We start from the raw sequence: 22,274 nt of genomic DNA, 5'->3' as shown, positions 1-22,274 counted from the left end.
GCCGCGCGGCCCGCGAGGCGAGGCCGCCCGTCTCGTCGTCGTACTCAAGGAGTTCATGACGGTCCGGGAACGCGGCCGGGTGCGGCACCGGCTACGTCGTCTCGCGCTCGATGATCGTCAGAATGTCACCCGCGTCGGGCCCGCTCGGCGCCGCCGGGGCCGGAGCGCCGACCGCCGCGAGGATGCCGGTGGTGAGATTGGCGGCCGCGGCGGTGAGGTCCATCCCGATGGTGGTCAGGGCCGGTACGGCGAGCGAGCTCACCGGGAGGTCGTCGACGCCGATGAGCGCCAGGTCGTCCGGGATGCCGATGTGCTGCGTGCGGCAGCTCGCCAGCACGGCGAGAGCGGCCAGATCGTTGAATGCGGCGACGGCCGTGACCGGGGTGGCGCCCTGCGTCCACTCCACGACGGCGGCCCGGGCGCTGTCCCGCGAGTAGCGCATGCCGACCACCCGCGGCGCCGGCAGCCCCAGATCACGGCAGGCCCGGGTGGCTCCCTCCACGCGGGGCAGACAGAAGGGCCGCTCCCGGGGGTCGTCCAGCGCGGCGTAACCGATGTGCCGGTGGCCTCGGGCCGCGAGGTGCTCGATCTGCAGCCGGCCGATGTCCTCCTGGTCCAGCCCGGTCAGACCACTGCCGTCCGGGGTGAACACGCCGTCGAGCAGCGGGATCTCCGCCTGGTGCAGTGACCGCGCGTCGGCGGCCGGGAGGCTGCCGAACGCGACGACCACCGCCGGCTGGACGTGCTGCCACAGCTCGGCCAGGGGAGTGGCCGTGCCGGCGTGATGCAGGTAGACGCAGGTGTAACCGGCCTCGCCCAGCGACCGGCCGAGGGCCAGTTTGAACTGCTCCATGGCCTCGGCGACGGGGAAGTCCGGAACCACGCAGAGTACGACGTTGCTCCGGCCCTTGCGCAGTGCGCGCCCGGCCCCCGACGGCACGTAGCCGAGGCGCTTCGCCGTCTCCAGCACCCGTTGCCGGGTCTCGGCGGAGAGTCCGTGCTCGTCCCTGCCGTTGAGCACGAAGCTCACGGTGGTCTGCGAGACCCCGGCCTCCCGCGCCACGTCCTTGCTGGTGACCCTCGGCAATGCCCCTCCCCGACCTCTTGTTTCCCGACCTCTTGCCACGCCTTCCCGCACAGGCTACGGTACGGCGATCAGCGACCTAATACGTATTAGATGATCGGTTGGGTCGCCGCATCGGTTGCCGCAATGGCCCGCCGGGGGACGCCCCGCACCCGTTTTGCCTGAGCCGCCCACCCCGGCCCGTCACCGTCCTCCGGCGTGCCCCACGGGGTGGATCCACACGAAGAGAGATCTGTCATGGACGACACGATCCCCGTCACGACCGACACGACCTCCGGCCGCGTTCTCGCCGCCGCCGATCCGGTCCGCCTGGGCCGCCTGCTCGCCTACCTCTTCCCGGCGACCACCGCGTTGTACGCCCTGTTCAACGGGATCGGGGTGATCCTGCTCCCCGCACAGGTGGCCCAGCTCGCCCCGGGTTCCAAGGTCGGCGTCCTGGCGCTGCTGACGACCCTGGGCGCGGTGGCCTCGATGCTCGCCCTTCCCGCCGGGGGAGCCCTCTCGGACCGTACGCGGTCCCGATTCGGGCGGCGCACGCCCTGGCTGGTGGTCATGGCCGGCGTGTCCGCGCTTCTGACGATCGCCATGGGTCTGAGCACCGGGCTGGTCGCCCTCGCGATCCTGGTCCCGATCCTGTGGTTCACCTCGAACTTCTACGGCGGAGCGATGTCGGCGATCCTGCCCGACCGGGTGCCCGTGGCCAGACGTGGCATCGCCTCCGCGGTCATCGGCCTCGGCACGCCCGTGGGCATCCTCTTCGGCGTCAACCTGGCGAGCCGGGCCAGCCAGGTCTGGGCGTACACGGCGCTCGCGCTGGTGCTGTTCGTCACGACGCTCGCACTCGTGGCCGGTGCCCGCGAACCGTCCTCGCTCGACCTGGCGACGAAGAAGCCGAAGGAACGCGGCAGCGTGCTTGCGGCCGCCCGGGCGTTCTTCCGCGCCTTCGGCCACCGTGACTTCGCCCTGGCCTTCGCCAGCCGATTCGGCCTGTTCCTGGCGTACTTCACGGTCTCCGGCTATCTCTTCTTCGCGGTGCAGGACTATGTCGGTGCCAAGAACGTCCCCGGCGGCGATGTCGCCGTCGCGGTGAGCACCCTCTCGACCGTCTCGTTCGGCACGTGGATCGCCGTCGCGACGCTCTGCGGCTGGCTCGCCGACAAGCTCGACCGGCGCAAGCTGTTCATCGCGATCAGCGCCCTGGGCCTCGGCCTGTCCCAGGTCATACCGATCGTCAGCCACAGCTGGGGCGCGATGCTCGCGTACTCCGCGGTCTCGGGCGCCTCGCTGGGCACCTATTTCGCGGTCGACCTCGCCGTCATGTCGCTGGTCCTGCCGGACAAGGAGAGCGAGGGACGGGACTTCGCGATCCTCAACGTCGCCACCGGCCTGCCCCAGCTCGCGGCGCCGGCCATCGCCGGCTCCCTCATCGGACTCGGCGGGTACGGCTCACTGTTCCTCGTCAGCGGCGCGTCCGCCCTGGTCGCCGGTGCGCTGGCCATGGCCATCCGCTCGATCCGATAACCGTACGGAGCCTTCCATGCCCCTGGTCACCACCCCCATCGGGGTGTCGCTCACCTACGACACCTTCGGCGATCCCGGTCACCCACCGCTGCTGCTCATCCAGGGCCTCGGGGCCCACATGCTCGGCTGGCGCGCCGACTTCTGCCGGCAACTCGCCGAGACGGGCTTCCACGTCCTGCGCTTCGACAACCGGGACGTCGGCCTGTCGCAGAAGTTCCCGCAGGGCGGCTACACCCTGGCCGACATGGCGGACGACACCGCGGGCCTCCTCACCGCCCTCGGCATCCCCGCGGCGCACATCGTCGGACAGTCGATGGGCGGCATGGTCGCCCAGCAGCTCGCCCTCGACCACCCCACGCGGGTCCTGACCCTCGCCCTGATCTACACCGCGCCGAGCACGGACTTCATCGCCGGACGCGACCTGGTCGACGAGCGGACACAGCGCCCCCGGGCCCGCAACCGCGACGAGGCGATCGCCCTGTACCTGGAGAACGAAGCGGTGTGCGCCTCACCCGGCTACGTCCAGGACATCGCCTGGCTGCGCGAGCTCGGCGGCCAGATGTACGACCGCGACCACGACCCCGACGGCATCGAGCGGCAGCTGGCATCGCTCGACAAGTCCCCCGACCGCACGCCGCACCTGCACCACATCACCGCACCCACCACCATCCTGCACGGCGACGGCGACCGCTTGATCGGCCCCGAGGGATCCAAGGTCATGCACGAGCTGATCGCGGACTCGAAGCTCACGATCCACCCCGGCATGGGTCATGAGCTTCCCCAGCCGCTCTGGCCACAGATCATCACCGAGATCCGGGACAACGCGGCACGAAGGAGTGCGTGAGATGACAGCAGCACTGGTGCAAGGCCACGTCTCCAGCGGCTTCGAACCGGTCGCCGACGCCTTCGCCGACAACTTCCGGCTCCGCGGCGACACAGCGGCCTCCTGCGTGGTGTACGCCCAGGGAGCCCCGGTCGTGGACATCTGGGCCGGCCGGACCGCGCGTGGCGCCTGGACGCCCGACACCCGCACCGTCGTGTTCTCGGTCAGCAAGGGGGTCACCACCGTCTGCCTGCTGATGGCCGCCGAGCGCGGCCTGATCGACCTCGACGCCCCGGTGGCGAAGTACTGGCCGGAGTTCGCCGAGCACGGCAAGGAGACGACGACGGTACGGCACCTTCTCGCGCACCGGGCCGGCCTGCCGGCGCCCGAGGCGGATCTGACGCTGGAGGATCTGCGTGCCTGGGACCCGGTGGCGGAAGCGCTCGCCCGGCAGGCACCGGCGTGGACCCCCGGGACGGCGTACGCCTATCACGCGCTCACCTTCGGCTGGCTGGCCGGCGAGGTGCTGCGCCGGGCCACGGGACTGCGTCCAGGCCAGTGGCTGAGCCAGTATGTGGCTGATCCACTGAGCCTGACGATGACGTTCGGCGCCGACCCCGAGGCCGCCGGCTTCCACCCTCTGGCGGACCCGCTGCCCAGCACCGACCCCGAGGCCGTCGCCATGATGGCCGAGGCCCTTGCCACCCCCCTGGTCGAACGCTCCATCAGCCTCGGCGGTCTCTACGACGCCACCCGCATCGCCCAGGTCGCCAACACGCAGGCGTGGCTGTCGGCCGAGATACCGGCGGGCAATCTCGTGACCGACGCCCGCAGCCTGGCGCGGCTGTACGCGGCCACGGTCGGCGAGGTCGACGGAGTCAGGCTGCTGGGCCCGGACATCGTCGGCGACGCCCTTGTGGTGCGCTCCGCGGGACGCCCCTTCGTGGGCCCCGACGTGAACAGCGGCTGGGGCACCGGGTTCATGACCAGTTCCGCCCACCGGCCGATGATCGGTCCCGGCAGCTTCGGCCACGACGGCCTGGGCGGCTGTCTCGGCTTCGCGCACCTCGAGTCCGAGGTGGCCTTCGCCTACCAGACAGCACAGCCCGGCGGCCTCCCCGACGACAGAGCCGACGCCCTCAGCCAGGCGCTGCGCGACTGTCTGTGAAGCCCGGCCCTGGCACGTCACGTCCCGAACCCGTCCACCGAGGAACCAGAGATCAGGCCATGACCACGACACTTCCACGTCCCACCGCTCTGACGTCCCCCAAAGCGGCCACCCGCGCGGCGAACCGGCTCCTGACGCGCCTGATGCGGCTGCCGGGCACCCGGCACGGCTACCGGGTCGAGCGGAACATCCCGGCCCCGGCGCGCGACGGCGCCGTCCTGATGACGGACCACTACGCACCCGTCACCGACCGGCCGAAGGGCACGGTCCTCGTGCGTACACCGTACGGGCGTGGCTTCCCGCACGACCTGGAGGCGCGGGTCTACGCGGACCGTGGGTATCACGTCGTGCTGCAGAGCTGCCGTGGCACGTTCGGCTCCACGGGGGACTTCTACCCGATGGCGAACGAGGCCGACGACGCCCAGGACGCGGTGGCCTGGCTGCGTACCCAGCCGTGGTTCGACGGGCGGCTCGCGACCTCCGGCGGGTCGTATGTGGGCTGGACCCAGTGGGCGCTGCTGATGGATCCGCCACCTGAGCTGCGTACCTGCCTGATCGCCGTGGCCCCGCACGACATGCACACCGCGACCTACGGCGGCGGAGCGTTCCACCTGGGTGACTTCCTGGCCTGGTCGGAGATGGTCGTCCATCAGGAGAGGTCCACCGCGCTGCGGGCTGTGGCCCGGACGCTGACCCTTGACCGGCGGCTGGCCCCGGCCTTCGGCGCCCTCCCGTTGGCCGACGCGGCGGACGAGGTGACCGGGCACCGCGCGCCGTGGTTCCGTGCATGGCTGACCACTCCGGAGAGCGGCGATGCCGTGTGGGACCGGCTCAAACTCGGCGACGCCCTGGAGCGGGCGAACGTCCCGGTGCGACTCACCGCCGGCTGGCAGGACCTCTTCCTCGACCAGACCCTGCACCAGTACCAGTCGCTGCGCACGCGCGGGGTCGCCGTCTCGCTCACCGTCGGCCCGTGGACCCACCAGGAACTGGCCCAAAGGGGAATGGGGGCTCTGCTCCGCGGCAATCTCGAATGGCTGGAGACTCACCTCGCCGACGAAGCGCCGGCACACCCACGGCCCGAACCTCCCGTCGAGGTGTACGTCACCGGGCAGGGCTCCTGGCGACACCTGGCCGAATGGCCACCGCAGGGCGGTGAAACCGTGCGCCACCTGCAGCCCGGCGGCAGGCTCACGGCCGACGAACCGAGCGGCGGCGCGCCGTCCACGTTCCGCTACGACCCGGCAAACCCCACGCCCACCCTCGGCGGCCCACTGGTCACCCCCGACGGCGGAAGCAAGGACAACGCCAAACTCGAGAGCCGCCCCGACGTGCTCACCTTCACCACCGCCCCGCTGACCGCCCCGCTGGAGATCATGGGAGCACCCGTCGTCGAACTGGCGCACACCAGGAGCAACCCGCACGCCGATGTCTTCGTACGGCTCTGCGACGTCGACCTCGAAGGCGTGTCCCGCAACTTCGCCGAAGGACTCCTCCGCCTGGACCCCACCTCGCCCCTGGACCAGGTGCAGACGGTGCGCGTGCGGCTGGACTCCTGCGCGCACCAGGTGAAGGCCGGACACCAGCTACGCCTGGTGATCGCCGGGGGCTCCCACCCACGGTACGCACGCAACGAGGGCACCGGTGAACTGCCGGGCACCGGAACCGAGTTGCGGCCCTGCACGCACTCCGTCCACCACGGCAGCGGCGCGGTGTCCCGCGTGATCCTGCCGACACCGTCCGGGTGAGCATCGGGGGCCCGCTCCGAGTCGACCGGCAGGGGCGTCCCTCACCCGGGTGCGCCCTGCCCCGAACTCAGCCCGTCCAGCAGGAGGTCTCCGAGCTCGGAGAAGGCGTCGCCGGCGGTCAGGCCGGTGCTCTCCAGCAGGGCCCCCGACTGGACGGCGTCGATGGTCACGGCCACGACCTGGGCGGCGAAGTGCCCGTTGAGAGCGCGGAAGACGCCGGCCTCCACGCCTTCCTCGATCATCTGGTGGACCCGGTGCGCCGCGGCGGCGGAGTTCTTGCGGTAGATCTGCGCCGTCGGCTCGTAGCCGACCATGTCGTCGTAGAAGGCGCGCTGCCTGGGGTCGGGCTCGGCCTGGACCGCCTGCTCGATCTCGGCGGTCGCCTCGCGGAAGAAGGTTGCGGGTGACCGCCAGTACCAGCTGTTCCTTGGTGGAGGCCAGGCTGTACAGCGTCGCCTTGGAGCACCCCAGCCGCTGGGCGAGCTCGTCCATGGTGACCGAGGTGAAGCCCTCGGCCAGGATGATCGCCTCGGCCTGGCGCAGCAGTCTCCGAGGCCGATCCTGACGAAGGGGTACCAAGGTACCGCCTGACGTACCTGGACGGACGACGTCACCGACCTCTTCAGCTGCGTCTCGAGGGCATCGATGTCCCTGTCGGAGATCGATGTCGGCCCAGCCACTGGCCCACGGGCGGGGTGTCACGCCGAGGAGCTTCTGGGCGGAGCGCTCGGCCGTGATCGAGTGGTCCGGCTGCGTGCCGAGGGCCCGGTACATGTCCGCGACGTCGGCGGCGGCCTGCTCGCCCAGCATGGGCGCGAGCGGCGCGAAGAAGGCGTGAGGGGCGGTCGACTCATAGGTCACGGGGTGGCGGCATCGGCGATGTCCCGCGAGGTGCCGCCGACGCCCGCCACCGTCACCGAGGCGGAGTTCCACGCACTCCACCCCGTGACGCTGCCGATGCCCGTGCCGCCGCTGCCGGGCGAGGAGAGCTGCGGATCCGCCGTGATCTTCCCCGGGACGGACGGCTCACTGGCCGCCTGGTAGCCGCACCGGACCCGGATGCCGAGGAAGGTACCGACGGACCCGTCTCAGGCGGAGGTGCCCGTGACCGCGGTGCCGGACCTGGTCACCGTGTACGTCAGTCGCGTTCCGCTCCAGAAGTAGAAGGTGAGGGTCACGGCGGCGCCGTCGGTGACCTCGTCGAAGAACGCCTTCGGCAAGGTGATCGTGCCCGCCGTGTAGTCCGGTACGAAGGCCACGTTGAACTGCTTGTACGTCGTCCAGGACTGCGGACCGGCGGCGGTGCCGTCGGCGTAGACGGCTTCCATGGTCGCCAGCTTGTCGCCGTTGAACGCGGTGGGTATCACCAGCGAGCCCGCGGTACCCGTCGCGCTCGTCAGCACCGGCTTGTCGTAGGTGATGACGTTGACGGCCCAGGGAATTCCCTCCGTGAACCGCAGGGTCAGCACGGCATTCGTGCCGTACTCCTGCGACGCGGTCAGCCGGCCGAGCGTCGCCGCCGCGATCGTCAGCGTGCTGCCGCTGACGGTGTAGTCCACGCCCCGGACCAGGGGGCGGGTGCCGACCTCGATCCTCGACAGCCTGGTGCCGTTGAGGTTCAGCGTGAGCGTCGCGTCCGTCGGGGACTTGCCCTTGGGCACGAAGAGCTGGTCGGTGGACGCGGTGCCGGAGCGCCCGGTCCAGCTGGAACGTATCTGCGCGTAGAGGCTCGGGTCGTTCCACTGCAGGGTGCGGCGGTTGAAGCGGCTGCCGTTGTCCCACAGCATCGTGGTCAGGCCCCGGTAGCGCGCGTAGTAGCCGAGATACTCGAGGTACTTGAGCGTCTCGCCCTGTTCGACCGTGCCGGGGCCGGAGTCCCAGCCGAGCAGTCCGTACTCGCCGACGACGACCGGGATGCCCTTGGCCACGAAGGATCTGTGCAGCAGGTCGAAGGTGTCGGTCAGGTCCTTCTGGGTGGCCGCGTTGAAGGTCGTGTAGCCGGCGAGGTTCACGCTGAAGGGCCAGAAGCTGTAGTAGTGGATCGAGGCCACCAGGTTCGGGTCGCCGAGCGCGGCGAAGGTGGCCAGCAGGGTGTCGATCTTGGCCTGGTCCGGGGTGTCCCCGAGGGTCGGCATGACGAGGAGCCGGTCGGTATTGCCTCCGCCGGTCGCGCGCACCACGGAGTGGAAGGTCGTGTTGAGCTCGTTGATCAGGGCGGCGTTCTGCTGGTCGCCGGAACTGCCGTTGAAGAAGGGCTCGTTGATGCTCTCGAAGAGCAGTCGGCGCGACGCGTCCCGGAAGGTGGCCGCGATCTGCTGCCAGGTGGCCGTGTACCGGGCCAGGACCGCGTCATGCTGGGACGGCATGTCCGGCACCCACTGCCAGGCGTCGCCGTGCATGTTGATCAGCACGTAGAAGCCCTCGGCCAGGGCCCAGTCGACCACCTGCTTGATCCTGGTCAGGAAGGCCGGGTCGAGGGTGTAGGCGGGAGCGGGGCCCTCGTGCTGGCCCCAGGTCACGGGTATCCGGACGCTCTTGAAGCCCTGCGCCTTCACGCTGCGCAAGAACGCCTGGGTCACCCGCGGGTTGCCCCACGCCGTCTCGTCGGCGCCGATGGCCTCGAAGCTGTTGCCCAGATTCCAGCCGGGCTGCATCTGGGCGACGACGTCCAGCGCGGACGCCGAGGTGGCGGAACCGGTGGAGCGGGCGGCGGCCTGGGCGGCCGTCGGAACGGACAACGCCGCGACGGCGAGGGCCGCGGAGGTCGTCATGACCTGGCGGCGAGTGAAACCGGCTGAACTCGGCATAGAACTCTCCATTGAGTCGAAAGGCCTGCCCCCCCATGTCGAAGACGCTGATCGTCGAAGCGCTTCGACACGAGGCGGGAGCCTAGCGCAACCTGACGGTGGAGAGAATGGCCTGATCCGTAGGGAACCTGCGTGGAGTTTCGAAAAGTTGCGAGTCGAAGCGCTTCCCTCGGTGGAGCGTCAGGCAGGGACCACCGGAAGGACGATGCGGGAGGGGCGGTCGGCGTCGTGGAAGATCTGCTGGCGGGCCACTCGGGCGGTGGTCGCGCTCTCCTCGGGTTCGCCGGTGTTGAGGTTGCGGTCCCAGCGCGGGAAGTTGCTGGAGGTGACCTGGAGCCGTATGCGGTGGCCTGCCCGGAAGACGATGCTGGTCGACCACAGGTCGACGACGTGTTCGGCGGGCTCGCCCGGTGTCGCTTCCCGTACCCGCACGATGCCGTCGGTCACGTTGCGGGAGACGCCGTTCTCGTCGACGTCGCACAGGCGGGCCACCCAGTCGGTCGAGGGGCCGTCCGTGGCGGCGAAGAGCACGGCCTTGATGCGGCCGGTCACTTCGACGTCCTCGGCGAGCGGTTCGGTGGTGAAGACCAGGACGTCCTCGCGCGCCTCCACGGCAGCCTGGTCGAGCGGGCCGGGCCGGAAATCCTCGGTCAGCAGGAGCGCCCCGCCGACTGTGGGCACCGGATCCGTCGGGTCGTAGGTGAACTCCTCGGGCTGCTCGGCGGTGGACGGAGGCTCAGGGGTGAGGCGTCCGTCGGCCCGCAGGTGGAAGTCCGTGTCCACGGCCCGGGACAGGGGCCATTCCGTCTCCTCGCGCCACTGGTTGACGCCCATGACGAACAGCAGGACCTTGCCCGTGTCCGGCTCCAGGGCCTCACCGTTGCCGATCGTGCGCTGGAACCAGTCGAGTTGGAGGCCGTGCAGGGGGCCGCGCATGCCCATGAAGGCGGAGTTCGCGGCGAACCCGAAGTTGACGTCGCCGATGACATGCTGCTGGTTGGCGTGACTCCACGGACCCATGATCAGTGTGGCGGAGCGGCCGGCGCGGCGCATGGCGGTGAAGTTGTCGAGCGTGCCCTGGGTGAAGATGTCGTACCAGCCGCCGACCTGGAAGGTGGGCAGGTCGACCTCGTCGTGCCGGCCCGCCACCCGGCAGGTCGCCGACCACTCGGGCTCCCGCCGGGACCGCTCATAACCCAGTTCGGGAAGGTCGTGCCGGGCGAACGCGGGGAACCGTCCGGCGGGGAGTTCGCCGTAACCGCCGCCCGCCAGGCCGTCCATGTCCTGTACGAGCCCGCCGAGGCTGCCGACGAGTGTGGCCGGGTCGGCGCCGTGCCGGCGCATCAGCGCGTCGGCGCCCATCATGAGGGTCCAAGGTGCGGTGATGCCGAGCTCGATCGCACCGCCGCGCGTCCACAGTCCGTCGTCCGGGTCGGACCAGGTGACCATGGGAGCGATCGCCTTCAGCTCCGGCGGCTTGGCCAGCGCAGCCATCCACTGCGTGTTGCCGAAGTAGCTGGCACCGATCATGCCGACGGAGCCGTTCGCGCCGGGAAGGGCGGCGGCCCACCGTACGGTGTCGTAGCCGTCGCTCTCCTCGTACGTCCACGGGTCCCACTCTCCCTCGGAGGCGAACCGGCCGCGGGTGTCCTGGAGGACCACCATGAAGCCGCGCCGAGCCGCCGCCAGGGGATCGAGGACCGCGATCGCCAGGGCCATCTGCTTCCCGTACGGCAGCCGGCTCAGCAGCACCGGCCACGGCCCGGTGCCGCCGGGGCGGTAGACATCGGCGCGCAGGACGGTGCCGTCACGCATCTCCGCCGGAACATCGAATTCGATCTGGACCTCGGCCATGTACCGCTCCCATGTGTGCGACGACGTTGTCACGCGACATGGTCGGACCGGGGCGCAGTCACGCACTACACCCGAACGGGGGTGGTCACGTCCTCCGGGCGGCATCCTCGAAAACCGATCGGTTTTCATTTTGTCGGAATCGAGTTAATCTCACAGCATGACCATCCAGGTGAAACCAAGCCCCAGGGAGCGGCTGCTGGAGGCGGCGGCCACGCTCACCTACCGGGGCGGCGTCGGAATCGGCGTCGAGGCGCTGTGCAAGGCGGCGGGCGTGTCGAAGCGCTCCATGTACCAGCTGTTCAAGAGCAAGGACGAACTGCTCGCGGCGAGTCTCGAGATGCGCACGTCCGCCTACGTGGCGGCACTCCTTCCCGCGGCGGACGACGGCCGTTCGCCCCGGCAGCGGATCCTTTACGTCTTCGAGCGGGTGGAGTCGCAGTCGAACACGCCCGAGTTCTACGGCTGCCCGTACCTGACCGCTCAGGTCGAGCTCAAGGATCGGAGTCATCCCGCGAGCCGCGTGGCCCATCGCGTCAAGGAGAACCTGACCGCCTTCTTCCGCGGCGAGGCGGAGCGGGGTGGGGCGAGCGATCCCGAGCTGCTGGCCCGGCAGCTGAGCATGGTCTTCGACGGTGCCAGCGCTCGCGCGGGCGTCGGAGCGGACAAGCTGGACGGGCTCATCGAGCCCACGGTGACCACCCTGCTCGACGCGGCGGGCGTGCGCTGACGGGTCGCATGCCCCCGGGCTCCGGTGCTTCCGCTCCGCCGCGGCTTGCGTCAGTTTCTTCCCATGGGTGCGAGTCATGATGACGACAGACCGACCGGTGGCCCTCGTTTGAGCCAACGGTTCGGACGCATCGACGTCCTGGTCGACAACGCCGGCGTCGGCCCGATGGGCGCCTGCCTCACCGACCACCCCGACGCGGTCGCCGCCCCGCCGGACTGAACCGCGGTAGACACTCGGTCGCCTTCGAGGACGTCAGCCGGGGAAGCGTCCGCCGGAGCGCAGGAGCCAGCGGCGTTCGGCGTAGGCCAGGTCGTCGCGCCACAGCCGTGCGGCCCCCGCCGTCATCAGGCGGCGCAGGACGGGGGCCGCCGTGCGGGCGGCGGCGAAACCCGGGCGCTCGGAGGCGGCCACGACCGCCTCCAGGACGGCGGTCCGCGGCCGCCCCAGCTCGTCCGGGCCGAGCGGGGCCGTATGCGTCTCGACGACGGAGCCCACGCCCTCGCCCTCGGTGATGCGCATGACGACCGTGCGCGGTTCGGGCGCGGTGAAGACCGCGCGCACCGGCACGACGAACCGTCCGGCGACCTTGAAGGAGACGTCGACGGTGAACCCGTCCTCGTCGGACCCCTCGGAGCCGGGAGTGTCGACCACGGTCAGGTCGACGAAGGAGTAGGGGTGGAACCAGGCCCCGTGCCAGGGGTCGAGCCGGTTGGCCACGATGTCTTCGGGCTCGCAGATCCCCACCCCGGTGTAGACGGCGGCGACGGAGCGCGACAGTCTCGGCCTGGGTGGGACGACCGGTGCCGGCGTGGGCGGTTCCCCGCCCACCTCGTCCAGGCGCACCCACACCAGCACTCCGTCGTCGTGCACGGGCAGCGGCTCCCAGCCGGCGAACGGCCCACCGTCCAGGGCCAGTCCGTGCCAATGGCAGACCAGGGTCCCGCAGCGCACCGGGCTGTCGGCGAGCGGTGCTCCCAGGTGCGGGCAGATGCCGGGGCCCGCCGCGAGCCGCCCGTCGGCGGTACGCCACACCACCACCTCCTGCCCGGCCACCGTCGTGGACAGCGGGCGGTCACCGCGTACGTCCCGGGTGGCGCCCACCACGTACCAGTTGCCGGACGGGCGGGCCTGGGCCCGCTTCAGCGCGTCGGCGATCAGAGCGGGCCGGGCCTGCCGCCAGGTCGGCTGCTGCTTCTCCCACCGCACCGGGCGGCGCCGCAGGGAGAGGGGGTAGCGGGAACGCTCCGCAGGTCGCCGCCGTTTCATGCGATCCTCCGCGAGGGTGGTGAAATGCCGGCCGCAGTGGTCGGCGAGGGAGCCGTACGGGATCCGGCGGTCCTGTGCCCCAGCCGCGCCGCGCCCACCCGCATCAGGCCGTCGAGGGCCACGAGGGCACGGCGGCGCGCCGGGACCACGGCACGGTGTTGCACCGAGCGGTACCCGTCCGCGGCGACCGCGTCCAGGATTCCGCCGTACAGGACGAACGCGGTGCGGATGCAGGGGCGCGAGACCGGGTCGAGCATGGCAAGGCCCGGGGCGGCCTCCCGGTAGACGCCGCGGGTCAGCTGCTCGAACTCGCGCAGTGCGGCGGTGATCCGGCGGTCGGGGCGCCCGGTGTCCCGGCTCCAGCGCAGCAGCCGCCGTTCGACACCGTGTGCGGCCAGCAGGTCGGCGGGCAGATAGACGCGGCCGCGGTCGAGGTCCTCACCCACGTCCCGCAGGAAGTTGGTCAGCTGGAACGCCACGCCCAGCGCCGCCGCGTGCGGAGCCGCCTCCTCACACGGGACGACCGTGCCGAGCACCGGAAGCATCTGCAGACCGATCACCTCCGCCGAACCGTAGGTGTACGTGCGCAGATCGGCGTAGGTGGCATAGTCCGTGACGTCGAGGTCCGCGCGCATCGCGGCCATGAAGTCGGTGAAGTGGCGGTGGTCGATGCCGTAGCGCAGCGCGGTGTCGGCCAGGGCGTGGACCACCGGCTCGGGGCTGTGGCCCGCCCGCAGTCCCGACTCCAGCTCGTACTCCAGCAGGGTCAGCCGTCGGGCCCGCTCGGCGGTGGTGGTCGCGTCGTCGAGGGTGTCGACGATGTCGTCGGCCCAGCGGGCGAATCCGTACAGCGCGTGCACGGCCGGCCGGCGGGCCACCGGCAGCAGGCGGGTGGCGAGGAAGTACGTCCTGCCGTGCCGGGAGTTGAGCTGCCTGCACCGGGCGTACGCCCGTCTCAGTGCCGGATCGGTGACGCCGGCCGCGTCGAGTTCACGCTCGGTCATGCCGGCCTCCGTTCCCGGGATGCGCGCACGGCGGGGCGCGGCCGCCGCGAGGGGGTGCCGCCCGTGATCCGTACCGCTGCGAGCTTGCCCGACAACAGGACGGTCGGCACGCCGACGCCGGGGGTGGTGCCGCAGCCGGCGAGGACAGCGTTGACCGTCCCGCGCACCAGGTTGCGCGGCCGGAACGGCCCGGTCTGCGCGAAGGTGTGGGCGGCGGAGAAGGGCGTGCCGGCCGCATGGCCCTGGGCCTGCCAGTCGGCCGGGGTGACCAGGCACTCCTCCTCGATGGCGGCCGCGATGCCGTCAAGGCCCCGCCGTTCCAGCTCGGTGAGCAGGCTGTCGCGGTAGCGCGGTCCCAGTTCGCCCCATTCGGCGGCGCCGGGGCCCAGGGCGGTGTTCGGGCAGGGGGCGAGGATGTAGTGCAGGTGCCGTCCGGGTGGCGCCAGGCCGGGGTCGGTGGCGGTCGGGCGGGTGATGAGCAGGGACGGATCACTCATCAGGCGGCCGGTCTCGGTGAGTTCGGAGAACGTCCGCCGCCAGGCCGCGCCGAAGGAGATGGTGTGGTGGGCCAGCGACGGCCAGGTGCGGTCCGTGCCGGCGTGCAGGATCACGGCGGAGGGCGAGAACCGCAGACCCACCGGGCGCCTGGGGACCCGGCCCAGCAGTCCGTAGACGACGGGCAGGTCGGGTGTCAGGACGACGGCGTCGCAGGCGATACGGCCGTGGTCGGTGACGACGGCCGTGATCCGTTCCCCGGAACGCTCCAGACGGGTGACGGTCTCCCCGAAGCGCAGGTCGGCGCCCGCGTCGGCGGCCGCGTCGGCCATCGCCCGGGGCAGGGCGTGCATGCCGCCGCGCGGGAACCAGACGCCCGCGACCGTGTCCATGTACGCGATGACGGCGTACGCGGCCAGGGCCCGTTCCGGTGCCACGCCCGCGTACAGGGACTGGAAGGAGAAGACGCGCCGCAGCCGTTCGTCCTGCAGGAACCGTCCGATGCGCGCGTCCAGCCGCCCGAAGCCGCCGAGGGCGGCCAGGCGGGCGAGGTCGGGGTGGAGCAGGCGCAGGGGTGAGTCGAAGTCGGCGTCGATGAAGCGCCGCATCTGCACCCGGTAGAGCCGCTCCAGCCAGGTACGCAACCGTCGGTAGCCGGCGGCTTCCCGGGCCCCGGCGAAGCGTTCGACCTCCGCCTCCATCGCGTCGGCGCCGGTGTGGACGTCCAGGGTGCTGCCGTCGGCGAACCGGGCCCGGTAGGCCGGGTGCAGGGGCACGAGGTCCACTCGGGCGCGCAGGCTGTCGCCCACGGCGGCGAACGCCTCGTCCGCCAGATGGGGCATCGTCAGCACCGTGGGACCGGTGTCGATGCGGTAGCCGCCGCGGACCGTCCGCCCGGCCCGCCCGCCCGGTGACGTGTCGCGCTCCACGACGGTCACCCGGCGTCCGGCACCGAGCAGGTGCAGGGCGGCCGCGAGACCCGACAGACCGGCACCGACGACCACTACATGGTCGGTGCGCCCGGGGACGGTACGGGTCATCGGCCGGCCCCCTCGTCACCGGTCGCGAGCTGCAGGGAGAGCGGGACCACGTCGGACGCGACGGTGTCGGCGACCCCGCTCGCGGAGCGCATCAGCAGCTGAAGCCGCCTCGTGGCCTCGGGTTCGAGCACCGCGGTGTCCAGATGGCGCAGCCCCTGCGCCACCAGCCTGCCGATCTTCCCCTCCACGGTTTCGCGTGCGCCCGTGGCCGTGAACACCTCGCGCACCGCGGCGAGTTCGCCGGCCGAGGCATCCGTACGGCCGAGGGTGCCGCGCAGCACGTCGAGGGCTCGCCGGTCACCCGAGGTCTCGGCCCGCGCCTGTGCGACGGCGGCGAGGTAGGTGGGTTTGCCGCTGCGGATGTCTCCGCCGGCCGGCTTGCCGGTGTCGCGGGGATCCCCGAAGGCGTCGAGGAGATCGTCGCGCAGCTGGAAGGCCAGCCCGACGCACCGGCCCGCCGAACACAGGGCCCGGGTGGCGGAGGGGCCCGCGTCGGCCAGCGCCGCCCCCAGGGCGAGCGGGCGTTCCACGGAGTACAGGGCGCTCTTCAGGCAGGCCGCGCGGATCGCCCGGGCCATGGAGCGCGCCGAGGTGGCCTCACCCTGGACGTCCAGGTACTGGCCGGCCACCATCTCCGTGCGCATGGCACGCCACAGCTCGCGGACCCGCCGCGCGGTGCGGCCCGGCATCTCGGTGTCCGCCACCACGTCGTCCGCCCAGGCCAGCGCCAGGTCACCGGCGAGGATCGCCGCGGCCTCCCCGAGACGCCCGGCGCGCTGCGCGCCGCAGCTCCCCGCGTACTGGTCCGCCAGCTCGACATGCAGCGCCGGCCGACCGCGGCGCAGCCGCGCGCCGTCCATCACGTCGTCGTGGACGAGGGCACAGGTCTGGATGAGCTCCAGGGCCGCTCCGATCCGCAGCGCGGCCCGGGCCTGCGCGGGCTCGGCGCCACCGCAGGCCCGCAGCGCCCACCACACGAAGCGGGAGCGGGCGAACTTGCCGCCGTTCCGCGTGAAACGGGCGACCGGCGCGGCCAGGTCCGCAGCGAAGAGCGGGTCCGCGGCCTCGGCAGCGGCCACCTGCCGGTCGAGCAGATCACCCAGCACCACGCGGACGGCGCCGCTCACGTCCGCGTCCACGGCGGGCGGGTCGTCGCCGTACGCCGGCCGTGTCTCGTGCGGTGAGGCGCGCGGATGGTCGCCGCGGCCGTGGTCCCCCTCCCCGGCCGTCCGTGGGGTCGGCGCGGGGGAGTCCTGCTCGGCGGTCGGGTGTTCAAGCGGACTGCGGTCCGCGCGGCGGTCCTTTGCCACGGTGGAGCTCATGCCGGTTCCCCTCATCTTCCCCTCGTCCAGATCCTCGGGATCGTCGCGATCACAGCTGACGTCGTCATGACCGGTTCGCCTCGGGTGGCGGGGACGGATGCGGGGCGGCACGGTGAGGACTGGGCCTCGTGGTGAAGACGGGTCTCACCGCTGCCCCATTCGATGCGAAGTCGATGCAAGTTGCCCACCCTGTGCCGGATCCGCAGGGTGGAAGGGCCGCAGGTCGCTGTCGGCGACCCTCAGGCCCAGTGGAGGAGTGACCATGACGACCGCACAGCCAACCGGCGCGGACATCGACGACAGCACCCTCGTGAACGGCTTTCTCAGCGGGGACGAGTCATGCCTCACGGTCGTGCACCAGCGGTGGGGGCCCCTCGTGCACGCCCTGGCCAGGCGCTCCCTGGGCGATGCGAGGGAGGCGGAGGACATCACCCAGGTGGTGTTCCTGGCCGCGTGGCGAGGACGCGCCGGATTCGTCCCGGACCGCGGCACCCTGCCCGGCTGGCTCACGGGCATCGCCCGCCGGAAGATCGCCGACGCGCTCGCCGCCCGCACCCGGCGCAACGAACTCGTCGCCGCCGCGGGCGCCCAGCTGCTGCTGCGGGCCGACGACGAGACCGTGCTGCCGGAGGCCGCCCTCGACCGGGTCCTGCTCGCCGACGAGATGTCGCAGCTCCCGGCACCGCAGCGCCGGGTGCTCAACCTCGCCTTCTATGACGACCTCACCCAGACCCAGATCGCCGAACTCACCGGCTGGCCCCTGGGAACGGTCAAGAGCCACGCGCGCCGGGGCCTGCGCCGCCTTGCCGGCCGGCTCCGCAACCAGGGTCCTCTCGAGTGCGCCGCGTGACAACGACGCAGAACCGATGCGGCTGTTCGCCGCGCCCGAGCGAGCCACACGGTGCGAGCACGTGAGACACGCATCCGGACGGGTACCGCGACCGGAATACCGTCGCAGGACACGGCGTAGGCGCGCAGGGAGGGACTCGGCCATGCACGAGGCGGACGTCGCCATCATCGGAGCCGGGGCCGCGGGACTCTCCCTGGCCCACCGCCTCTCCCGGCCCGCCCCCGGCACCCGGCGCCTGTCCGTCGTCCTCCTGGACGCCCCACCCGGACCGCTGCGCCCGCCGCGGCGCACCTGGTGCTTCTGGGAGACCGGCCGCGGACCCTACGACGCCGCGGTCACCAGGTCGTGGCAGCGGCTGAGGGCGCACCGGCCGACAGGCGAGCCGATCGAGCACGTCATCTCACCCCTGCGCTACAAGATGATCCATTCGGACGACTTCGAGGCCCTGATCGCACACGACCTCGCCCGCGGCGGACAGGTACGGCGCGTCGAGGCGACGGTCGAGAGCGTCGAGGGACTCCCGCGGGGCGCGCGGATCGACGCCCGCACGGCGGACGGGCGCCCCGACTCCTTGCACGCCCGCTGGGTGTTCGACTCCCGGCCGCTGGGCTGCCTCCCCGCTGCCCGCACCACCCTGCTCCAGCACTTCCACGGCTGGTTCGTCCGCACCGGCCGCCCGGTCTTCGACCAGGCCCGCGTGGAGTTCATGGACCTGCGCACCCCCCAGCCCGCCCATGGCCTCTCCTTCGGCTACGTCCTGCCCACCGGCCCCGACCAGGCCCTCGTGGAGTACACGGAGTTCTCCCGGTCCGTGCTCTCCCCGGGCGCGTACGACAAGGCGCTGACCGACTACACCGGTGCCGTGCTCGGGCTGAAGGACTTCGAGGTCACCGGGACCGAGACGGGTGTCATCCCGATGACCGACGCCCGGTTCGCCCGGCGGACGGGTGACTCCGTCTTCCGTATCGGCGCGGCCGGGGGAGCGACCCGGCCCTCGACCGGCTACACCTTCGCCGGCGTGCAGCGCCAGACCGCGGCGGTCGCCGCCGCCCTGCGCCACGGCCGACGGCCCGTGCCCCCGGTGCCTCACTCGGCCCGTGCCCGCGCCATGGACGCGGTCCTGCTGCACGCCCTCGACAGCGGCCTGGTGGACGGAGCGGACTTCTTCGCGCGGCTGTTCACGACGATCCCCATGACCCGGCTCCTGCGCTTCCTCGACGGCGGAACACAGCTGCACGAAGAACTCGCCATCGGGCTGCGCACCCCCGTCCTGCCCATGCTGCGCGCCGCCGCTCACATGCCCCGATTGCCGCGGCGGCCCTTCCCCGGCCCTTGACCGGCCTTCCCCGGCCCATCCGGATCCCGGACTCCCCGACCACCCGCACCAGGAGGCACCGTGACCGTGTTGCGCGACGCGGAACTGGCCGCCGCATTCGACCACGCGGCACACCGTTACGACACCCTCGTGGCCGCCAACCCCGGCTACCACGCCCAGCTGCGCCGCTCGGCGCGCCGGCTCGGCCTGCCCCGCCCGGGCACCGGGCTGCGCGTCCTGGACCTCGGCTGCGGCACCGGAGCCTCCACCGCCGCGCTCGCCCGCGTACTGCCCGACGCCGAGATCACCGCGGTGGACGCCTCGGCCGGGATGCTGGAGCGTGCCCTGGCCAAACCGTGGCCGGGCAAGGTCAGATTCGTGTGCGCGCCGGCGGAGGCCCTCGCCGAGGCGGACGTGGAAGGGCCCTTCGACGCGGTGTTCGCCGCCTACCTCTTCCGCAACGTCGCCGACCCGGACGCCGTGCTGGACGCCGTGCACGACCTGCTGGCCCCGCACGGCCGGCTCGCCGTGCACGAGTACACCCTCAGCGGCCGCGAGCTCGACCGGGCCGTCTGGACGGCCGTCTGCCGTGGCCTGGTGCTGCCGATCGCCACCGCCCTCGGCGACGGCGACCTGTACCGCCATCTGTGGCGCAGCGTCGTGGAGTTCGACACGGTCGACCGGTTCACCGACCGCGTCCGGGCCCGGGGATTCGACCATGTGCGGGCCCTGCCCCTGCCCGGCTGGCAGACCGGCATCACCCACACCGTCGTCGCCCGCCGCGCCGCCCCGCCCGCCGGGAGCGGACAGTGAGCGCCGCGGCGGCACCCGCCCGCCCCGGACGGGACCGCCACGCCGTCCTCCTGCCCCCGCGGCCCGGAGCGACCCGGGTCGGCGGGCGGCCGCGCAGCACCGCCGTCGTGGGCGGCGGCATCGCCGGCCTCGCCGCCGCCACGGCGCTCGCCGAACGCGGCGTCCACGTCACGCTCTACGAACGCGAGGCCTACCTGGGCGGTCGGGTGGGCGGCTGGAGCACCGAGCTGCACGACGGCTCCCTCGCGACCATGAGCCGCGGCTTCCACGCCTTCTTCCGCCAGTACTACAACCTGCGCAGCCTGCTGAGCCGCACCGGCCCGGGGCGCCTCACCGGCCTGCCCGACTATCCGCTGCGGCACCGCGACGGACTGCACGACAGCTTCCGCGGAGTGCCGCGCACCCCGCCGCTGAGCGCACTGGGCTTCGTGGCGCTGAGCCCGTCATTCCGCGGACGGGACCTGGTGCGCATGAACCCCGCCGCGGCCCTTCCCCTGCTGGACGTCCGCGTCCCGGACGTCTACACCGAACTGGACGCCGTCAGCGCCCACGACTTCCTCGAATCCCTGCGCTTCCCAGCGGCCGCACGCCACCTGGCCTTCGAGGTCTTCTCCCGCAGCTTCTTCGCCGACCCGCACGAGCTCTCGGCCGCCGAGATGGTCCTGATGTTCCACATCTACTTCCTCGGCAGCTCCGAGGGCCTCCTCTTCGACGTGCCCGACGACCCCTTCCCGACGGCCCTGTGGGACCCGCTCGCCGAGCATCTGTGCCGCCACGGCGCCGACCTGCGCACCTCGACCTCCGTCGAGAACGTCTCACCCACCGCCGACGGCGCCTTCACCGTCGCCACGGACCGCGAGGAGCGGCGGTACGACAGCGTCGTCCTGGCTCTCGACACGGCAGGCCTGCGCTCTCTCGTCGGCCGTTCGCCCCGGCTCGCCGACGACGCCTGGCACGACCGCATCGCCCGGCTGCGCACCGCCCCGCCCTTCCTCGTCTCCCGCCTCTGGCTCGACCGCCCCGCCGACACCGGCCGGCCCGGCTTCCTCGGCACGGCCGGATACGGCTCGCTGGACAACGTCAGTGTCCTGGACCGCTGGGAGCGGGAGGCCGCACGATGGTCCGCCCGCACCGGCGGCTCCGTGGTCGAACTCCACGGCTACGCCCTGCGGGAGAACGCCGACCCCGATACGGAGGCCCGGCACCTGGTCGCACAGCTCCACGACGTCTACCCCGAGACCCGCGACGCGCGCATCCTCGACGCACGGCACGAATGGCGCCAGGACTGCCCCCTGTTCCCCGTCGGCGGACACACCGACCGCCCCGGCGTGCGCACGCCCCGGCCCGGCCTGGTCCTCGCCGGCGACCTGGTGCGCACAGACCTCCCGGTAGCCCTGATGGAACGCGCCGCCACCACCGGCTTCCTCGCCGCCAACGCCCTCCTGGAGTCATGGGCGGTGCGGGGCCACCCCCTGTGGACCGTGCCCAACGGCAGCCGCAGCCGCCTGCTCCGAGCGGTGGCACGGAGACGCGGTGTCGGTGGCAGGCGGGTCTGGCGGTGATGCCGAGCACGAGCGCCTCGGGCCGGTCGAGGGGGCGTCACCGAGCAGCCGGGCGGCTTGAGAGACTGCCGGGTATGGACATCACGAGCAGGAACCACGTGACCGTCACCGGCAACATGCGGGGACCGACCGTGGTGCTGGCCCATGGCTTCGGCTGTGACCAGAACATGTGGCGGCTGACGGTGCCCGCGCTGACCGACGACTACCGCGTCGTGCTGTTCGACTACGTGGGTTCGGGCCGTGCCGACGCGTCCGCGTTCTCGGAGGACCGGTACTCGTCCCTGGACGGGTACGCCCAGGACGTGGTCGAGGTGTGTGAGGCGCTCGACCTGCGAGAGGCGGTGTTCGTGGGCCACTCGGTGAGCGCGATGACCGGCGTATTGGCGGTGGACAGGGCACCGGAGCGGATCGGCGCCCTGGTGATGGTCGCGCCGTCCCCGCGGTACATCGACGACGAGGGGTACCGAGGCGGGTTCAGCGCCGAGGACATCGACGAACTGCTGGCCTCGCTGGAGGCGAACTACCTCGGCTGGTCGGCGGCCATGGCCCCGGTGATCATGGGCAACGCCGACCGGCCCGAACTGGGCGACGAGCTCAAGAACAGCTTCTGCGCCACCGACCCGGACATGGCGCGCGTGTTCGCCCGGACGACGTTCCTGTCGGATTCGAGGGACGACCTGAAGAGCGTACGAGTGCCGACGCTGGTACTGGAGTGCACCCAGGACGTGATCGCCCCCCGTGAGGTCGGAGCGTTCGTGCACGAGACGATTCCCGGCTCGCGTCTGGTCACTCTGGACGCCACCGGGCACTGCCCGCACCTGTCCGCGCCCGAGGCCACCAACCAGGCGATCGTCGACTTCCTCGCGAGCCTGTGA

20 protein-coding genes are annotated in these 22,274 nt (G+C 72.0%); 12 read left to right on the top strand and 8 right to left on the bottom strand.

All coding sequences use genetic code 11. From position 1 onward, the window contains the following. Positions 1–91: 91 nt before the first annotated feature. On the bottom strand, positions 92–1,087 hold the full coding sequence (locus tag ACFYZ8_RS06840; protein ID WP_388531680.1) for a LacI family DNA-binding transcriptional regulator: 996 nt from the start codon (positions 1,085–1,087) through the stop codon (positions 92–94). Between the two features lie 234 nt (positions 1,088–1,321). On the opposite strand from ACFYZ8_RS06840, the gene ACFYZ8_RS06835 reads away from it, so the two are divergent. Genes ACFYZ8_RS06835 through ACFYZ8_RS06820 form a run of 4 tightly spaced genes read left to right on the top strand, consistent with a single transcriptional unit; the run spans position 1,322 to position 6,344 of the window. Further along, positions 1,322–2,605, top strand: coding sequence for an MFS transporter (locus ACFYZ8_RS06835; protein WP_388531682.1), 1,284 nt, complete (start codon positions 1,322–1,324; stop codon positions 2,603–2,605). A gap of 16 nt (positions 2,606–2,621) precedes the next feature. Next, positions 2,622–3,449 carry an alpha/beta hydrolase gene (locus ACFYZ8_RS06830; RefSeq protein WP_359034746.1) on the top strand — a complete coding sequence of 276 codons (828 nt, stop codon included), beginning with the start codon at positions 2,622–2,624 and terminating at the stop codon, positions 3,447–3,449. Position 3,450: 1 nt separating this feature from the next. Continuing rightward, entirely contained in the window at positions 3,451–4,596 is a 1,146-nt protein-coding gene (locus ACFYZ8_RS06825; protein ID WP_388531684.1) for a serine hydrolase domain-containing protein, read from the top strand. Between the two features lie 59 nt (positions 4,597–4,655). Continuing rightward, a complete protein-coding gene (locus ACFYZ8_RS06820) occupies positions 4,656–6,344 on the top strand; it encodes a CocE/NonD family hydrolase (RefSeq protein WP_388531686.1) in 1,689 nt (562 codons plus the stop codon). 41 nt (positions 6,345–6,385) lie between these two features. Here the strand turns inward: ACFYZ8_RS06820 and ACFYZ8_RS06815 are convergent, their stop codons facing one another. Then, positions 6,386–6,658, bottom strand: coding sequence for a hypothetical protein (locus ACFYZ8_RS06815; RefSeq protein ID WP_388531687.1), 273 nt, complete (start codon positions 6,656–6,658; stop codon positions 6,386–6,388). A gap of 350 nt (positions 6,659–7,008) precedes the next feature. Between ACFYZ8_RS06815 and ACFYZ8_RS06810 the strand changes: the two genes are divergently transcribed. Next, on the top strand, positions 7,009–7,182 hold the full coding sequence (locus ACFYZ8_RS06810; RefSeq protein ID WP_388531689.1) for a hypothetical protein: 174 nt from the start codon (positions 7,009–7,011) through the stop codon (positions 7,180–7,182). A 41-nt stretch (positions 7,183–7,223) separates the two neighbouring features. Beyond that, positions 7,224–7,388 (top strand): hypothetical protein, encoded by a 165-nt coding sequence (locus tag ACFYZ8_RS06805; RefSeq protein WP_388531690.1) that lies wholly within the window; start codon positions 7,224–7,226, stop codon positions 7,386–7,388. A gap of 44 nt (positions 7,389–7,432) precedes the next feature. Here the strand turns inward: ACFYZ8_RS06805 and ACFYZ8_RS06800 are convergent, their stop codons facing one another. Next, entirely contained in the window at positions 7,433–9,151 is a 1,719-nt protein-coding gene (locus ACFYZ8_RS06800; protein WP_388531692.1) for a cellulase family glycosylhydrolase, read from the bottom strand. Between the two features lie 180 nt (positions 9,152–9,331). Beyond that, complete coding sequence (locus tag ACFYZ8_RS06795; protein WP_388531694.1) at positions 9,332–11,005, bottom strand: CocE/NonD family hydrolase; 1,674 nt, start codon at positions 11,003–11,005, stop codon at positions 9,332–9,334. Between the two features lie 157 nt (positions 11,006–11,162). On the opposite strand from ACFYZ8_RS06795, the gene ACFYZ8_RS06790 reads away from it, so the two are divergent. After that, the gene (locus ACFYZ8_RS06790; protein ID WP_388531696.1) at positions 11,163–11,732 is read left to right on the top strand and encodes a TetR/AcrR family transcriptional regulator; all 570 of its coding nucleotides are present in this window, start codon (positions 11,163–11,165) and stop codon (positions 11,730–11,732) included. Positions 11,733–11,984: 252 nt separating this feature from the next. On the opposite strand, the gene ACFYZ8_RS06785 is transcribed toward ACFYZ8_RS06790, so the two are convergent. The 4 genes from ACFYZ8_RS06785 to ACFYZ8_RS06770 are packed head-to-tail and all read right to left on the bottom strand — an operon-like array spanning position 11,985 to position 16,859. Continuing rightward, positions 11,985–12,998: a DUF5914 domain-containing protein gene (locus ACFYZ8_RS06785; protein ID WP_388531698.1), complete on the bottom strand. Its 1,014-nt coding sequence runs from the start codon at positions 12,996–12,998 to the stop codon at positions 11,985–11,987. Then, positions 12,995–14,002 carry a phytoene/squalene synthase family protein gene (locus ACFYZ8_RS06780; RefSeq protein ID WP_388531699.1) on the bottom strand — a complete coding sequence of 336 codons (1,008 nt, stop codon included), beginning with the start codon at positions 14,000–14,002 and terminating at the stop codon, positions 12,995–12,997. The genes ACFYZ8_RS06785 and ACFYZ8_RS06780 overlap by 4 nt, the downstream gene beginning before the upstream one ends. Further along, positions 13,999–15,537: a phytoene desaturase family protein gene (gene crtI / locus ACFYZ8_RS06775; protein WP_388531701.1), complete on the bottom strand. Its 1,539-nt coding sequence runs from the start codon at positions 15,535–15,537 to the stop codon at positions 13,999–14,001. Before crtI ends, ACFYZ8_RS06780 begins: the two co-directional genes overlap by 4 nt. Further along, positions 15,534–16,859 carry a polyprenyl synthetase family protein gene (locus ACFYZ8_RS06770; RefSeq protein WP_388531702.1) on the bottom strand — a complete coding sequence of 442 codons (1,326 nt, stop codon included), beginning with the start codon at positions 16,857–16,859 and terminating at the stop codon, positions 15,534–15,536. Before ACFYZ8_RS06770 ends, crtI begins: the two co-directional genes overlap by 4 nt. Before the next feature lie 262 nt (positions 16,860–17,121). Between ACFYZ8_RS06770 and ACFYZ8_RS06765 the strand changes: the two genes are divergently transcribed. The 5 genes from ACFYZ8_RS06765 (at position 17,122) to ACFYZ8_RS06745 (ending at position 22,274) form a co-directional block, all read left to right on the top strand. After that, positions 17,122–17,709 (top strand): sigma-70 family RNA polymerase sigma factor, encoded by a 588-nt coding sequence (locus tag ACFYZ8_RS06765; protein ID WP_359034774.1) that lies wholly within the window; start codon positions 17,122–17,124, stop codon positions 17,707–17,709. Positions 17,710–17,851: 142 nt separating this feature from the next. Next, positions 17,852–19,045: a lycopene cyclase family protein gene (locus ACFYZ8_RS06760; RefSeq protein WP_388531705.1), complete on the top strand. Its 1,194-nt coding sequence runs from the start codon at positions 17,852–17,854 to the stop codon at positions 19,043–19,045. Between the two features lie 60 nt (positions 19,046–19,105). After that, positions 19,106–19,837, top strand: a complete 732-nt coding sequence (locus ACFYZ8_RS06755) for a methyltransferase domain-containing protein (RefSeq protein WP_359034778.1) — start codon at positions 19,106–19,108, stop codon at positions 19,835–19,837. Next, the gene (locus ACFYZ8_RS06750; RefSeq protein WP_388531708.1) at positions 19,834–21,399 is read left to right on the top strand and encodes an FAD-dependent oxidoreductase; all 1,566 of its coding nucleotides are present in this window, start codon (positions 19,834–19,836) and stop codon (positions 21,397–21,399) included. Before ACFYZ8_RS06755 ends, ACFYZ8_RS06750 begins: the two co-directional genes overlap by 4 nt. Positions 21,400–21,473: 74 nt before the next feature. Further along, entirely contained in the window at positions 21,474–22,274 is an 801-nt protein-coding gene (locus ACFYZ8_RS06745) for an alpha/beta fold hydrolase (RefSeq protein WP_388531710.1), read from the top strand.

Source organism: Streptomyces sp. NPDC001668 (assembly GCF_042893155.1).
Lineage (GTDB): Bacteria > Actinomycetota > Actinomycetes > Streptomycetales > Streptomycetaceae > Streptomyces.
This window is presented reverse-complemented; position numbering and strand designations above follow the sequence as displayed.